At 27.0% G+C, this 15,335-nt stretch carries 13 protein-coding genes and 2 tRNA genes; 5 read left to right on the top strand and 10 right to left on the bottom strand.

Annotated features, from left to right (window positions below; all coding sequences use genetic code 11):
• Positions 1-42 precede the first annotated feature (42 nt).
• A tRNA-Gly gene (locus H0H74_RS02370) sits at positions 43-115 on the top strand.
• A gap of 10 nt (positions 116-125) precedes the next feature.
• Positions 126-210 (top strand) — tRNA-Leu (locus tag H0H74_RS02375).
• A 6-nt stretch (positions 211-216) separates the two neighbouring features.
• Here the strand turns inward: H0H74_RS02375 and guaB are convergent.
• Positions 217-1,683, bottom strand: a complete 1,467-nt coding sequence (gene guaB, locus H0H74_RS02380; protein ID WP_185849105.1) for an IMP dehydrogenase — start codon at positions 1,681-1,683, stop codon at positions 217-219.
• Between the two features lie 174 nt (positions 1,684-1,857).
• On the opposite strand from guaB, the gene H0H74_RS02385 reads away from it, so the two are divergent.
• Positions 1,858-2,133, top strand: a complete 276-nt coding sequence (locus H0H74_RS02385) for a hypothetical protein (protein ID WP_185849106.1) — start codon at positions 1,858-1,860, stop codon at positions 2,131-2,133.
• A 60-nt stretch (positions 2,134-2,193) separates the two neighbouring features.
• Here the strand turns inward: H0H74_RS02385 and rplS are convergent, their stop codons facing one another.
• The 9 genes from rplS to H0H74_RS02430 all read right to left on the bottom strand — a co-directional run bounded on the left by rplS (position 2,194) and on the right by H0H74_RS02430 (position 12,517).
• A complete protein-coding gene (rplS, locus tag H0H74_RS02390; protein WP_185849107.1) occupies positions 2,194-2,538 on the bottom strand; it encodes a 50S ribosomal protein L19 in 345 nt (114 codons plus the stop codon).
• A 24-nt stretch (positions 2,539-2,562) separates the two neighbouring features.
• Entirely contained in the window at positions 2,563-3,951 is a 1,389-nt protein-coding gene (glmM, locus tag H0H74_RS02395) for a phosphoglucosamine mutase (protein WP_185849108.1), read from the bottom strand.
• Positions 3,952-4,004: 53 nt separating this feature from the next.
• Positions 4,005-5,210, bottom strand: coding sequence for an ABC transporter permease (locus tag H0H74_RS02400; protein ID WP_185849109.1), 1,206 nt, complete (start codon positions 5,208-5,210; stop codon positions 4,005-4,007).
• 12 nt (positions 5,211-5,222) lie between these two features.
• Positions 5,223-6,797 (bottom strand): replicative DNA helicase, encoded by a 1,575-nt coding sequence (dnaB, locus tag H0H74_RS02405; protein ID WP_185849110.1) that lies wholly within the window; start codon positions 6,795-6,797, stop codon positions 5,223-5,225.
• A gap of 37 nt (positions 6,798-6,834) precedes the next feature.
• Complete coding sequence (locus H0H74_RS02410; protein ID WP_185849111.1) at positions 6,835-7,791, bottom strand: acetyl-CoA carboxylase carboxyltransferase subunit alpha; 957 nt, start codon at positions 7,789-7,791, stop codon at positions 6,835-6,837.
• Between the two features lie 22 nt (positions 7,792-7,813).
• On the bottom strand, positions 7,814-8,578 hold the full coding sequence (locus H0H74_RS02415) for a succinate dehydrogenase/fumarate reductase iron-sulfur subunit (protein ID WP_185849112.1): 765 nt from the start codon (positions 8,576-8,578) through the stop codon (positions 7,814-7,816).
• 21 nt (positions 8,579-8,599) lie between these two features.
• Positions 8,600-10,624, bottom strand: coding sequence for a fumarate reductase/succinate dehydrogenase flavoprotein subunit (locus H0H74_RS02420; protein WP_185849113.1), 2,025 nt, complete (start codon positions 10,622-10,624; stop codon positions 8,600-8,602).
• A 15-nt stretch (positions 10,625-10,639) separates the two neighbouring features.
• Complete coding sequence (locus H0H74_RS02425; protein WP_185849114.1) at positions 10,640-11,290, bottom strand: succinate dehydrogenase cytochrome b subunit; 651 nt, start codon at positions 11,288-11,290, stop codon at positions 10,640-10,642.
• 72 nt (positions 11,291-11,362) lie between these two features.
• The gene (locus tag H0H74_RS02430; RefSeq protein ID WP_185849115.1) at positions 11,363-12,517 is read right to left on the bottom strand and encodes a cysteine desulfurase family protein; all 1,155 of its coding nucleotides are present in this window, start codon (positions 12,515-12,517) and stop codon (positions 11,363-11,365) included.
• Between the two features lie 246 nt (positions 12,518-12,763).
• On the opposite strand from H0H74_RS02430, the gene rny reads away from it, so the two are divergent.
• Positions 12,764-14,335, top strand: a complete 1,572-nt coding sequence (gene rny, locus H0H74_RS02435) for a ribonuclease Y (RefSeq protein ID WP_185849116.1) — start codon at positions 12,764-12,766, stop codon at positions 14,333-14,335.
• A gap of 12 nt (positions 14,336-14,347) precedes the next feature.
• A complete protein-coding gene (locus H0H74_RS02440) occupies positions 14,348-15,322 on the top strand; it encodes a deoxyhypusine synthase family protein (protein WP_185849117.1) in 975 nt (324 codons plus the stop codon).
• Positions 15,323-15,335: the final 13 nt, after the last annotated feature.

Consider the following 15,335-nt stretch of genomic DNA (forward strand, 5'->3'; position numbering starts at 1 on the left):
TATATATAAAAGAGTATTTAAATTAGTTATTTTAAAATCAGTGCGAGAATAGCTCAATTGGTAGAGCACGACCTTGCCAAGGTCGGGGCTGCGGGTTCAAATCCCGTTTCTCGCTTTTATTAACCACCCGGATGGTGGAATTGGTAGACACACAGGACTTAAAATCCTGTGATCATTGTGATCGTACGGGTTCAAATCCCGTTCCGGGTATTTTTCTTATTTACTATAATGAAAGTAATTAGGTGATTCTTTAGTGATATTTACACTATGCGGATGGTTTTCTTTCAATCCTGAATTAGTTATTATCACGAATTTACCTGTTTTCATGAGTTCTGTGATATTGGAAACTCCACAATACCCCATTCCAGAACGTAATCCTCCACAAATTTGATAAATTACATCTTTCATTTTTCCTTTATAAGGAACTATAGCTTCTATTCCTTCTGGAACAGATTTTTCGTTAAATTGGAAATAACGATCTTTACTTCCTCTTTTCATAGCTATTAATGACCCCATTCCTACATAAGTTTTAAATTTTCTTCCTTGAAAAATAACTTCTTCTCCTGGAGCTTCATCTGTTCCAGCAAATAAACTTCCAATCATAACAGCACTAGCTCCAGCAGCAATAGCTTTTACTACGTCTCCTGAATATCTTATACCTCCATCAGAAATGATGCTAACATTTCTTTTTTTAGCATATTCATATACATCATTAATAGCTGTAATTTGTGGCATACCTACTCCAGCAATAACTCTTGTTGTACATATAGAACCGGAACCAATTCCTACTTTTAAAACACTAGAACCTGCATCTATTAAATCTTTAGCTCCCTCCATAGTTACGACATTTCCTGTCAATAATGTTATTTCCGGAAAAGAATTCCTGATTAATTTTATTGTTTCTAATATTTTATAAGAATGACCGTGGGCTGAATCTATAGCTATGATATCAGCTCCTACTTTTACCAAAGATTTTACTCTTTCCATAGTTTTTTTATCTATTCCAACCGCTGCCCCTACACGTAAACGACCTCTAGAATCTTTACAGGCATTAGGATATTCAATAAGATTATCAATATCCCTAATCGTAATTAATCCCACTAATTTATTATAATCATCCACAATAGGTAATTTTTCTATTCTTCCTTTTAATAAAATATTTTTAGCTTTTTCTAGAGTTATATTTTTTTTAGATGTAATTAATTTTTCTTTTGTCATAACTTCTTCTACTATAGAGTCCAAATTCGGACGATACTTAATATCTCTTCTGGTAATAATTCCTACTAATGAATGATCTTTTTCTATGACAGGTAATCCGGAAATTTTAAATTTTTCCATAAGATATTGAGCATATCTTAATGTTGAATCTCTAGAAAGAGTAATGGGATCATCTATCATTCCACTTTCACTTCTTTTTACTCTATAAACTTCTTCTGACTGATTTTCTATATTCATATTTTTATGAATAATTCCTATTCCTCCTTCTCTAGCTATGGATATGGCTAAAGATGATTCCGTTACTGTGTCCATGGCAGCGCTTAATATAGGAATATTCATAGTAATATCAAGTGTAAGAGAAGTTTTAAGAGAGACTTCTGATGGAAGAGTAGAAGAGTAAGAAGGAACAAGTAAAACATCATCAAAAGTAAGAGCTTTTTTTAAAATTTTTTTATTTAAAGACATAATTTTTATTTTAAAATATATAATTTTGTTTTATTATAGTTTATAAAACATAATATTCTTATTTTCAATCTCTTTTCAAAAGAAAAAAAAAAATACAAATAATGATATATTTTTTCATTCCAAATTTTTATATAAATTTGCCCAGAATATGTAATAACTGAAATACTATCGATTATGATGAAAAAATTAAGAATTACAGTCACTACGATTTTGTTAGCAATATTTTTATTTACTATTAGTTGCAATAACAAAAATAAAAATGAAAGTAACTCTACTACAACAGAAGAGGATAAGACAGCTAATAACAATGAAAATCAAACAGATTCTAATAACACGAATACACCTCCTACAACTAGTGAGGACTCCTCAAAAAATAACAACAATGAGGAAAACAACAATAATACATCTGAAAAAGAAAAAGTAACAACTGAAGAAAACGATAAAAAATAGAGAGAATAAAAATTTAAGCAGAAGCGAAAAAAAAAGTGTACGCACTTTTTTTTTCGCTTCTCAGCTTTTTACTCTTGCTTTTTTTCCTTTTAGAGTTCTAAAATAATAAATTTTGGATCTTCGGACTTTTCCTTTTTTATTTACCTCTATTTTTCGTATGTTAGGTTGATTAAAAATAAATATACGTTCTATTCCTATTCCTGCACTTATTTTCCGAATAGTAAATGTTTTAGTTAATCCTTTTCCTTGTTTTTTTATAACCACTCCTTTAAAAGATTGAATTCTTTTTTTTTCTCCTTCTTTAATTTCAAAAAAAACAGTGATTGTATCTCCTGAATGAAATAATGGAAAATGATTTTTAGATAAAAATTTATCTTCTATATATTTTAGAATATTTTGAAACATGATTTGATTGTAATTAATAATTAATCATAATTTTTTAATCTCATATATAATTTCTTTCGATAAGAAATCAGCTCTTTTTCTTGAAGTACTTTCTGAATGTATTCTGATAATATTTTCAGTATTTGATTTTCTTATATGTATCCATTCATTATATTTAAAATAAATTTTAATTCCATCACTAAAATCCATTTTTTTTCCTTTATATTTTTTTTTTATTGTTTTTAATAATATTTTAATTCGTTCATGAGAATAAAACCGAATTTTTTTTTTCGACATAAAATAATTAGAATATCTTTTCTTTAATTTAGATAATGGAATGTTGGAAAATTTAGCTATTTGAGTAAGAAATAACGCAATTCCAATCAATGCATCTCTTCCATAACGTAAATTAGGATAAATAATCCCTCCATTTCCTTCTCCTCCAATAACAGCATTAACTTTTTTCATTTTTTTTACAACATGGATTTCTCCAACAGGAGTTGAATAATAAGAAACCCCTTTTTTTATAGAAAGATCTTTTAATGCATGAGAAGATGATAAAGTAGAAACAACAGGACCTAATTGATTTTCCAATATGTAATCTGCTATAGACACTAAAGTATACTCTTCTCCAAAAAAGTCTCCGTTTTCGCAAACAAACACTACACGATCCACATCAGGATCCACGGAAATTCCTAAATTTGCTTTTAGATACGGAACTTTTTTACATATTTCTCTTAAATTTTTTTTAATAGGTTCAGGGTTGTGCACAAAATCACCATGAGGATCACAATACATCTCAATAACATGAACCCCCAAATATTTTAACAAAAGAGGAACTGCAATTCCTCCTGTAGAATTAATTCCATCTACTACAATTTTTAGTTTAGCTTTTTGAATAATATTTTTGTCTATAATAGGTAACGAAAGAATTTTTTCTATATGTTTTTGAATATAATTTTTTTTATAATAAAGTTTACCTAATTTTTTATATGAAGAAAAATTAAAATATTTTTTTTCTACTATATAGATTAATTTTTTAAAATCTTTTTCAGATAAAAATTCTCCATAAGAGTTGAACATTTTCAATCCATTCCAATTTTTAGGATTATGACTTGCCGTTAACATTACACCGCCATCAGCTTTTTCATTTATCACAGCAAAACCAACAGTCGGGGTTGTAGATAAACCGATATTTACAATATTCACACCAAGACTTTGAAAAGTAATTATTAAAAATTGTTGAAATAAATCAGAAGAAACTCTTCCATCTCTTCCTAATATTATAATAAATTTTTTTTTATTTTTATATTTTTTTTTTATCCAAAAAATATATCCTGCAGCAAATTGAATTATATCTATAGGAGAAAATCCATTTCCCACTTTTCCTCCCAAAGTACCTCTTATTCCAGATGAAGATTTTACAAGAACCAAAGATTTATAAATTTTTATTTATAAAACAAAAATACAAAATTAAATTTTTTGATTTATTCAAATTCTATAACTTTTATGGGATAGATTTTTTTAATGAAAAACAAAGAAGGGAAAAATATTGTAATAAAACAAATAAAAATAACAGATAAATTGATAATGATAATATGATATATTTTAAAATAAATGGGAACAAAATCAACAAAATATTGTATTTTATTTAATGATATTAAATGAAATTTTTTTTGCCCTATTAATAAAGAAATTCCAATGCTATTTCCTATAATTAATGAAGGAATCAATATTTGTATGATATAAAACAAGAATATTTTATGTATAACTTTATTTTCAGCTCCTAAAATTTTTAAAATACCTATGGTTTTGATTCTTTCTAAAAGAAGTATTAAAATAAATACAATCATATTAATAGTTACGGATGCAAAAATAATCAGACTAATAACGATAATATTTACATCAAAAATGTTTATCCATTTTATAATATCATGATTGTTTTGAATAGTTTGAACTGAAAATTCTTTAGGGATTTTATGAAAAATTTTTTTCTCTATATTATCATAGGAAACAAAAATTTCAAATTTTTCTACTAAATCTTTTTTACACCCGTAAATCTGTTGAATAGATTTTATATTTCCAATAATATATATATCATCAAATTCAGATATTCCAGTTTCATATAAACCAGAAACTTTAAATCTTTCTGAAAAAAGAATAGGTTTTCCTTTTTTATCAAAAAACATAAAATTTATTTTTATGCTTGATCCAATGTTTAATCCTAGTGATAAAGATACTTTTTTAGATAAAATCACATTGTGATTCCACAAGAGTTTTTTTTTATTTTCTGTAATTAAAAAATATTGAAAAAAAACGGGATTATAATCTTCATATAATCCTTTAAATATATATCTATCTATTTTTCTATTTGTAGAAACAATCACATTTTTTTCAGAAATTCCATGAATTTGTTTAACTAGATTAGATTTGAAAAATTTCTTTTTTTTTATAGAAAAAAAAGGATTACTTTTTGTTGAATTATTTTTATGTACAAGGATTTGTCCTCTAATATTTAATAGTTTATCTTTTATGATTTTTTTAAAACCAAATCCTATAGAAAAAGTTAAAAAAGCTATAATCAGACCAAAAATTATTGTTGTTTGTGTTATTAGAACTATTGTTCTAAGAGTTTTATTTTTTCTACAATCTTCCCAAACTGTTTTTCGGGAAAAAAACCATTCAAAATTCAATTTTATATTTTACTAAATATCTCCATCCAAATAATTTTCATTATTGGAGTCCATTTTATTAGATTCTGATAATGGATTATTTTCAAAATCTTCATAAGATTCATTAGAAGGAGACATAAAAAAATCTTCTTGATCAAGAACATTTTTTTTGTAATCTTCTTCCCAAACTAATGAAGTATATTTTTTTTCTTCTAAATTTACAAATTGAGATTGATCACTTATAAATTTTAAACGAAATTTATCTAATCCTCCATTTCTATGTTTGGAAATTATAATTTCGGCTTGACCTATGCAAGAATCATTGTCTTCATCCGAGTCCCAAATTTTAAATCCATAATATTCGGGTCTATAAATAAATAGAACTATATCTGCATCTTGTTCTATAGCACCTGATTCCCGTAAATCAGATAATACAGGACGTTTACTCCCTCCTCTTGTTTCTACTGCTCTAGAAAGTTGAGATAAAGCTATTATTGGAATATCAAGTTCTTTCGCTATAGATTTTAAACTTCTAGAAATAACTGATATTTCTTGTTCTCTATTTTGGAATTTAGAACCATGATCATGAATTCCCATCAACTGCATATAATCTATAAATATTAATTTAATTTTATGTTGGGATATTAAACGACGACACTTTGCACGTAAACTAAATATAGATAAAGAAGGAGTATCATCTATAAATAAAGGAATATTCTTTAAATTTTTTGTTTTATGAAGTAAACGATCCCAATCTAATTTAGATAAATTTGCTCTTTTAATTTTTTCTGATGATATCCCAGTTTCTGACGAAATTAACTTTGTAATTAATTGAATTGAAGACATTTCTAATGAAAAAATTATAATTGGAATTTTTTGATCTACAACTATATTTTTAACCATAGATAACATAAAAGTTGTTTTTCCCATTCCAGGTCTGGAAGCTAATATAATTAAATCAGAATTCTGCCATCCAGAAGTAATATGATCCAGTTTATGAAATCCAGAAGAAATACCACTTAATCCTTCTTTCTCTGTTTTTTTAATTTTTTCAATAGCTTTTTGTATAAGACATTGAGTGGTTTCATATTTCTTTGTTATTAAATATTTTTGATTAATTTCAAAAAGTTTTGATTCGGCATGATCTAAAAGATCAAAAACATCTGTACTTTCATCATAACATTTTTGAATAATATTAGAAGATATACTAATTAATTTTCTTAAAATAAATTTTTGTAATACTATGCGACTATGATACTCTATATGTGCAGAAGAAATAACTTTTTGTGTTAATTCTATTAAATATAATTCCCCTCCTACTGATTCCAATTTTCCACTTTTTCGAAGTTCATTTAAAACAGTGTATAGATCAACAGGTTTAGAATTATGATATAATTTTTGTATCGAAAAAAATATTTCTTGATGTTCTTTTTTATAAAAAATTTCAGGAAAAAGTATATCAATAACTTCATCTAAACCTTTTTTATCTATCATAATAGCTCCTATTATAGCTTCTTCTAAATCATATGCTTGAGGAGGTATTTTTCCTTTTTTTGTTATTGAATTGAAACAAAATTTATTCGTTTTTTCCTGTATAATATTATTCATAAAATCATTTTAAAACATGGACAAATAGAATAAAAATTTATTCATCAAAAAAACCAATAGAAATATACTTATTTTTTCTTTTTTTAATAAGAGATTCTATCTTAATTTCAGATAAAGTCTTATAATGTTTAATAATTTGTTTTTTTACAAATTTAAAAGCTTTTTCAGGAAAAAAATGAGCTCCTCCTAAAGGTTCCTTAATTACATCATCTACAAGATTTAACTTGTACATATTTTCTGCCGTCAATTTTAATGCTTCTGCCGATTTTTCTTTATTATCACGATTACCCCAAAGTATTGTAGAACAACTTTCAGGAGAAATAACAGAAAACCATGAATTTTCCATCATTAACACTTTATCTCCTACTCCAATCCCTAAAGCTCCTCCACTAGCCCCCTCTCCTATAATTAAAACAATAATAGGAACTTTTAAACACATCATTTCATAAATATTTTTCCCAATCGCTTCTCCTTGACCTCTTTTTTCTGCTTCAATTCCAGGAAAAGCTCCTGGTGTATCAATAAAAGTTATAACAGGTTTTTCAAATTTTTCTGCTAATTTCATAAGACGTAAAGCTTTTCTGTATCCTTCCGGATTCGGCATCCCAAACCTTCTATATTGTCTATCTTTGGTATTTTTTCCTTTTTGAGTTCCAATTAACATAAAAGTATAATCCTCTATTTTTCCAAAACCTCCTACTATAGCTTTATCATCACCAAAATGACGATCTCCATGTAATTCTATAAAAGAATCTTTTTTTGTTATGGAATGTATGTAATCTAAAGTATAAGGTCTATTTGGGTGTCTAGATAATTGGACTCTTTGCCAAGGAGTTAAATTATTGTGTACCTTTTTAATGGTTTTCTCCAATTTGAATTGCAATTGATTGCAAACTTCTTTCATGTTTATTCCACTTTTTTTTTCTATTAGTACACAGTTTATATATTGATCCTGAATTTCTTGTATTGGTTTTTCAAAATCTAAATATTCCATATTCAAAAAAAAAAGAACAGATTTAAATAATAAATGATTGAATGTATTCCCGATTCATAAAAGAAATATACTCTGTAGATATTCCTTTTGGACATTCAACTTCACATGCTTTAGTATTAGTACAACTACCAAATCCTTCTTCATCCATTTTTTTTATCATATTTGAAACTCTTTTTTTTCTCTCTATTTTTCCTTGAGGTAACAAAGCAAGTTGTGAAACTTTTGCTGAAACAAATAGCATAGCCGATCTATTTTTGCATGCCGCTACGCATGCTCCGCAACCAATACATGTAGCAGCGTCAAAAGCTTTATCTGCTTTTTCTTTTGGAATCGGAATCATATTTCCATCTATTGTTTTTCCAAATGTATTTACAGATATGTAACCACCTGACATAATAATTCTATCAAAAGAAGACCTATCGACAACAAGATCTTTAATTATAGGAAAAGGTTTTGCCCTCCAAGGTTCTACATATATAGTTTCTCCATCATGAAAACGACGCATATGAAGTTGACAAGTCGTAATTAAATTATCTGGGCCATGAGCTCTTCCATTAATATATAGAGAACACATTCCACAAATTCCTTCACGACAATCATGATCAAATGATATAGGAGAAGACCCTTTATCCTTACTGCATATAATTTGATTGTTTAAAATATCTAACATTTCTAAAAATGAACTATTAGGAGATATATTATCTATTTGATAAGTTTTAAAATAACCTTTTTCTTCACGATTTTTTTGTCTCCATATTTTTAACTTAAAATTCATAAGTTCTTTCATATAAAAAACTTTAATTGTGTTTTATTTATAAGAGCGAGACTGCACTTTTACAAAAGTAAAATTTAAATTTTCTTTGTGCATGATTTCATCACTTATAGGATGATTTTCTTTGTATTCCCATACAGAAACATATTTATAATGAATGTCATCACGAAGAGCTTCTCCTTCTTGTGTTTGATATTCTTCACGAAAATGACTACCACAAGATTCTTTTCGATTTAAAGCATCCATAGCCATTAATTCTCCTAATTCTAAAAAATCTGCGACACGTCCAGCTTTTTCTAATTCAAAATTTAATCCATCTTCAATATTTCCGGGAACAAAAGCATTTTTCCAAAATTCATTACGAAGTTCTTGTATATTTTTTATAGCTTCACGTAATCCAACATGATTTCTACTCATCCCTACATATTTCCACATAATATTTCCAAGTTTTTTATGAAAAAAATCAACAGGCATATTTCCATTATTTTGGATAAGTTTTTGAATTCTATTTTTCACATTTTTTTCTGATAGCTGAAAAGCTACATGTTTTGTAGAAATTTTTTCTGTTATACATTCAGATAAATAGTCTGCTATGGTATATGGTAAAATGAAATAACCATCAGCTAATCCTTGCATTAATGCAGAAGCTCCTAAGCGATTAGCTCCATGATCAGAAAAATTAGATTCTCCTATAATATAACATCCAGGTATAGAAGACATTAAATTGTAATCTACCCATAAACCTCCCATTGTATAATGTACTGCTGGATAAATTTTCATAGGAGTTTGGTAAGGATTACTATTGGTTATTTTTTCATACATATGAAATAAATTTCCATATTTAGATTCCATTACTTCTTTTCCTAATTTCATTTGATCCAATGAATTGGATTGTTTAATTCCAAGTTCATTTGTTTTTTCTTTTCCATATTTTTCTATAGAAAAACTAAAATCTAAAAATACACCTTCTTTATTTTCATTATTCTCTATTCCAAATCCTTTATCACAACGTTCTTTAGCAGCTCTAGAAGCGACATCCCTTGGAACAAGATTTCCAAATGAAGGATAGCGTCTTTCAAGATAATAATCTCTATCATCTTCATTTATATCCTCTGGTTTTTTAGATCCATTTCGTATAGAAATAGAATCTTCTAATTTTTTTGGGACCCATATTCTTCCATCATTTCTTAATGATTCAGACATTAATGTTAATTTTGATTGATAATTTCCATGAACTGGAATACAAGTAGGATGTATTTGAGTGTAACAAGGATTAGCGAAATATCCTCCTTTTTTATGAACTTTCCATATAGCACTAGCATTAGATCCCATAGCATTAGTGGATAAAAAAAATATATTACCGTAACCTCCTGAAGCGATAACGACAGCATGTGCTGCATGTCTTTCTATTTCTCCAGAAATAAGATTCCGAGCAATAATACCTTTAGCGGAACCATCTACAATAACTAAATCTAACATTTCATGACGATTATACATTTTTATTCTTCCTAATCCTATTTGTCTAGACATAGAAGAATAACATGCTAATAAAAGCTGTTGACCTGTTTGTCCCTTAGCGTAAAAAGTTCTAGAAACTTTTGTCCCCCCAAAAGATCTAGTGTCTAAATATCCGGCATAATCACGAGCGAATGGGACTCCTTGAGCTACACATTGATCGATAATATTAGACGATATTTCTGCTAAACGATATACATTTGCTTCTCTAGATCTATAATCACCACCTTTAATGGTATCATAAAAAAGTTGATAAATTGAATCATTATCTCCTTTATAATTTTTAGAAGCATTAATTCCACCTTGTGCTGCCACAGAATGAGCTCTTCTTGGAGAATCTTGATAACAAAAGGCTTTAACTCTATATCCCAATTCTGATAAAGATGCAGCAGCTGAACCTCCAGCAAGTCCTGTTCCAACTACAATAATTTCAATATTGGATCTATTATTGGGAGATACTAATTTTAAAGTAGATTTATGATCTTTCCATTTATGAGTTAACGAACTGACTGGAATTTTAGAATTGAATTTATAAGAACTTATCATCAAAAAAATTAGTTATCATTCATTAAAAAAAAACCAAATAGCAATAATAGAAAAACCAGAACAAATAAACCAAAGATATAAAAAACTAAATTTTTGTATCCAAGCTAATCTTTTTTTATTGGATAAACCTAAAGATTGGAAAGAAGATTGAAATCCATGGTTTAAATGAATCCCTAAAATAAAAAATGAAAATACATATATCAATGTATAAAAAGGATTTTTGAACAAAGAAACAACTATATTATAATCAGAAATTAGATGACGATGATCTGAGTACTTCATAGGAATCATGAAATTAATAAGATGTAAAACTAAAAAAGATAAAATTAAAATTCCTGTATATACCATTGAACGACTACTAAACGAAGTAATGGAATAAGAATTTATAGCGTAATCTATTTCTCCTTTGACTTTTTTATTTTCTAAATGTAACTTAATTCCGAATAAAATATGAATAAAAAAACCTATAGCAAGAACATATTCCATTATTCGAATAAATATATTTTCTCTCATAAAAAAAACAGCATCGTTAAAAGCTTTTTCTCCTGAAAAAAGAAATAAATTAACACTCAAATGCAATAGCAAAAAAATCATTAAAAAAACTCCTGTTATAGACATAACCACTTTCTTCCCAACAGAGGATTGAAAAAAATTGCAATGATTCACTGATTATATTTATGTTATGTATATGTAGTAAATATAAATAAGATATTTGAATTACAAATATTTATTTGACCCTTATTTTCTAATTTTTTGTAGAGCTTCCACAAGTAAATCTACATCTTTTTTCTCATTAAAAATTCCAAAAGAAATTCTAATAGGCATTGTTTGGTTTAATAAAAATTTATCTGTTATAGATTGAATCACATGAGATTTTTTTTTAAGATTGCTATGGCAAGAACTCCCTTTAGAAACAGAAACTCCCATCAAATCTAAATGAAAATATAATAAATGATTTTTTTTTGTGGGATACAAAAAATTCAATATAGAAGGAATGCTTTTATCAGGATGAGATGATAATCCATTAAAAATAATATTAGGAATTATTTTTTTCAATTCTGAAATACAATAAGATTTTAAATTTTGTATTTTTTTTATGTGACTTGTAGAATTGCAATAAGATAATCGTATAGCTTCTGATAACCCCGCTATTCCATGTATATTTTCTGTTCCTGAACGAATTCCATACTCCTGAAAACCTCCAGTAATCAAAGGTTTCATTTTTTTTAAAATATTATTTCTTATAAAAGCAAAACCTATTCCTTTTGGCCCATAAAATTTGTGTGCACTTGCAGTAGCGAAATCAAAAGATAATTTTTTTACGTTAATAGGAAAATTTCCTACAACTTGTATAGTATCTGAATGAAAATAAGCATTATATTTTTTACATAAAAAAATTACTTTCTCTACTTCTAACAAATTTCCGATTTCATTATTAGCATACATTAAACTCACAAGCGTTTTTTTATATATATTTTTTTTCAATACTTCTTCCATATTATTAAAATCTAATACTCCTTTTTTATCAATTGAAATAAAATTTACAGATATTTTATATCTGAGAGATAAATCTAAAATTGTTTGTAAGACAGATGGATGTTCTAACTGTGAAGTTAAAATATGTCTAATCTCTAAATCTAATATTGAAGATCTTAATACAAGATTATTTGCTTCAGTTCCTCCTGAAGTAAAAATAATCTCGGAAGGAGATGCTTTAATATTTTTAGCTACACAAATTCTAGATTCCTCTAAAATAGAACGAGCTTCTCTTCCATAACTATGCTGTACTGAAGAAGGATTCCCTAATGAATATTTTAATGTGTTTGTCATTACTTTCACAACTTCGTTTCTTATAGGAGTAGAAGCTGCGTTATCCAAATATGCTCGTTTCATTTCCTATTCTTAAAATTTTTAAATACACATACAAAAATATATAATGTATTCAAATTCCGTTTGTTAAAATATATTCTAATAAAAAATCTCATCTTTAATTTTGTATATTTATTTATAGTTTTTTTTGGGGGGAAAAAATCTTCTTTGTAAAGAAACTTTATAGTTTTTGTTAAATATTTGTTGTTTTAATTAATAATAATAATGTTATTAAAATGTCTATTTTATTTTTATTTAAATTGAGTGAATATGAAAATAAATGTTGGGTTTTCGGTCCTAATGGGGTTTTTGATTGGAATTATTACATGTTATTTTTTTGGAAAAAAAACTATATTAAAAAAATATATTCAATTATTAGAAAAAGCTAATTTTCAAGCAAAAAAAATCATAAAAAACGCAGAAAAAGAAGGAGAATCCATAAAAAGAAAAAAGATGTTTCAAGTAAAAGAAAAATTTATAGAACTTAAATCTAAACATGAAAAAGATGTTTTTTTAAGAGAAAAAAGAATAATTGATATAGAAAACAAAACAAAAGAAAAAGAAAATAGATTGTCTAAAGAAGTAGAAATTTATTTTAAAAAAAATAATCGTTTAGAAGCACAAATACATGATTACGAAAAAAAATACAAAATTCTTAAAAAAAAACAAGAAGAATTTGAAAATATGCATACTCAACAAATGGAATTACTTGAAAAAATATCTAATTATTCTTCTGAAGAAGCTAAAAACGAATTAATTGAAATTCTTAAAGGAGAGGCAAAAGCGAAAGCACAAACTCACATACAAAACATTATAGAAGAATCACAATTAACTGCAAAAATGGAAGCAAAAAAAATTGTTATTCAAGCAATTCAAAGAATTGGAACAGAACAAGCTGTTGAAAATGCCGTATCTGTTTTTAACATAGAATCAGATGATGTGAAAGGTCGTATAATTGGAAGAGAAGGAAGAAATATAAGAGCTTTAGAAAAAGCAACAGGAGTCGAAATTATTGTAGATGATACTCCGGAAGCTATTCTTTTATCTTGCTTTAATCCTATACGAAGAGAAATAGCGAGACTATCTCTTCATAAATTAGTTCTAGATGGACGTATACATCCAGCTAGAATTGAAGAAATAGTAGAAAAAACAGAAAAACAAATTGAAGAAGAAATAATAGAAATAGGAAAAAAAAATATTATAGATTTAGGAATTCATGGAATACATCCTGAATTAATCCGAATGATAGGAAGAATGAAATATCGCTCTTCTTATGGACAAAATCTTTTACAACACTCTCGTGAAGTGGCTCATTTATCAGGAATATTAGCTTCTGAATTAGGATTAAATTCAAAATTGGCAAAACGTGCCGGATTATTACATGATATAGGAAAAGTACCTGAAAATGAATCAGAACTTCCTCATGCTATTTTAGGAATGCAATGGGCAGAAAAATATGGAGAAAACATGGAAGTTTGTAATGCCATTGGTTCACATCATGATGAAATAGAAATGAAAGTATTACTATCTCCCATAGTACAAATTTCAGATTCTATTAGTGGAGCCCGTCCTGGAGTAAGAAGAAATTCTTTTGAATCTTATTCAAAAAGGCTAAAAAATTTGGAAGATATAGCATTTAGTTTTGATGGAGTCAAGAAAGCTTTTGCAATTCAAGCAGGAAGAGAACTACGTGTATTAGTTGAAAGTGATAAAATTGATGATAAAAAAGCCTTTCAATTATCTTGTGACATAACGGAAAAAATAAAAAACGAAATGACTTATCCTGGTCAAATTAAAGTGACAGTGATTAGAGAAACTAGAGCTGTACAAATAGCTAGATAAAATAATAAAATTATGAAAGACTCTCCTATTACTTCTTTTATTAAAAAATACTTTCTTCATTTTAATGCTTTAACTTTATCAGAAGCAGCTAAAGCATATAAATCTCATATTCAAAATAATGGAAAAATGATGATTACATTAGCAGGAGCAATGAGTACGGCAGAATTGGGAAAAATTCTATCTGAAATGATACGAAAAGACCAAGTTCATATTATTTCTTGTACAGGAGCTAATTTGGAAGAAGATATATTGAATTTAATAGCTCATTCTTTTTACAAAAGAATACCTAATTATAGAGATTTAACTCCTAATGAGGAAAAAAATTTTTTAAAAAAAGGTTATTACAGAGTAACAGATACTTGTATTCCAGAAGAACAAGCTTTTAAAAAATTACAAAAATATATCTTAAAAGCATGGATCAAAGCTCAAGAAAAATCAGAACGTTATTTTCCTCATGAATATATTTATCAATTATTATTAGAAAATATTTTAGAACCCTATTACAACATAAACTCAGAAGATAGTTGGGTATTAGCTGCAGCAAAAAAAAATTTACCTCTCATAGTTCCAGGATGGGAAGATAGCACAATAGGAAATATTTTTGCTTCATATTGTATGAAAAAACTATTTAAACCTTTTCTTGTAAAAAACGGAATTGAATATATGATGTATTTAGCAAAATGGTATCAAAAAGAATCTGTTAAACATAAAATAGGTTTTTTTCAAATTGGAGGTGGAATATCAGGAGATTTTCCTATTTGTGTAGTTCCTATGTTATCTCAAGATATAGGATTTCATCCTACTCCGTTCTGGTCTTATTTTTGTCAAATTTCTGATTCGACTACCAGTTATGGATCTTATTCTGGAGCTATTCCTAATGAAAAAATAACTTGGGGAAAACTTGATGAAGATACTCCAAAATTTATTATTGAATCAGATGCAACTATAGTTGCTCCGCTTATTTTTGCATACATATTAAATATGTAATTTAATTATGATT

The organism is Blattabacterium cuenoti (assembly GCF_014251315.1).
Taxonomy (GTDB): domain Bacteria; phylum Bacteroidota; class Bacteroidia; order Flavobacteriales; family Blattabacteriaceae; genus Blattabacterium; species Blattabacterium cuenoti_AJ.

What these genes read in the sequence shown, in the direction of transcription:
- guaB (WP_185849105.1), bottom strand. Translation starts at nt 1,683, where the DNA reads ATGTCTTTAAATAAAAAAATTTTAAAAAAAGCTCTTACTTTTGATGAT.
- H0H74_RS02420 (WP_185849113.1), bottom strand. Translation starts at nt 10,624, where the DNA reads ATGATAAGTTCTTATAAATTCAATTCTAAAATTCCAGTCAGTTCGTTA.
- H0H74_RS02440 (WP_185849117.1), top strand. Translation starts at nt 14,348, where the DNA reads ATGAAAGACTCTCCTATTACTTCTTTTATTAAAAAATACTTTCTTCAT.
- rplS (WP_185849107.1), bottom strand. Translation starts at nt 2,538, where the DNA reads ATGTTTCAAAATATTCTAAAATATATAGAAGATAAATTTTTATCTAAA.
- H0H74_RS02410 (WP_185849111.1), bottom strand. Translation starts at nt 7,791, where the DNA reads ATGGAATATTTAGATTTTGAAAAACCAATACAAGAAATTCAGGATCAA.
- H0H74_RS02415 (WP_185849112.1), bottom strand. Translation starts at nt 8,578, where the DNA reads ATGAAAGAACTTATGAATTTTAAGTTAAAAATATGGAGACAAAAAAAT.
- H0H74_RS02385 (WP_185849106.1), top strand. Translation starts at nt 1,858, where the DNA reads ATGATGAAAAAATTAAGAATTACAGTCACTACGATTTTGTTAGCAATA.
- H0H74_RS02430 (WP_185849115.1), bottom strand. Translation starts at nt 12,517, where the DNA reads ATGAAACGAGCATATTTGGATAACGCAGCTTCTACTCCTATAAGAAAC.
- dnaB (WP_185849110.1), bottom strand. Translation starts at nt 6,797, where the DNA reads ATGAATAATATTATACAGGAAAAAACGAATAAATTTTGTTTCAATTCA.
- rny (WP_185849116.1), top strand. Translation starts at nt 12,764, where the DNA reads ATGAAAATAAATGTTGGGTTTTCGGTCCTAATGGGGTTTTTGATTGGA.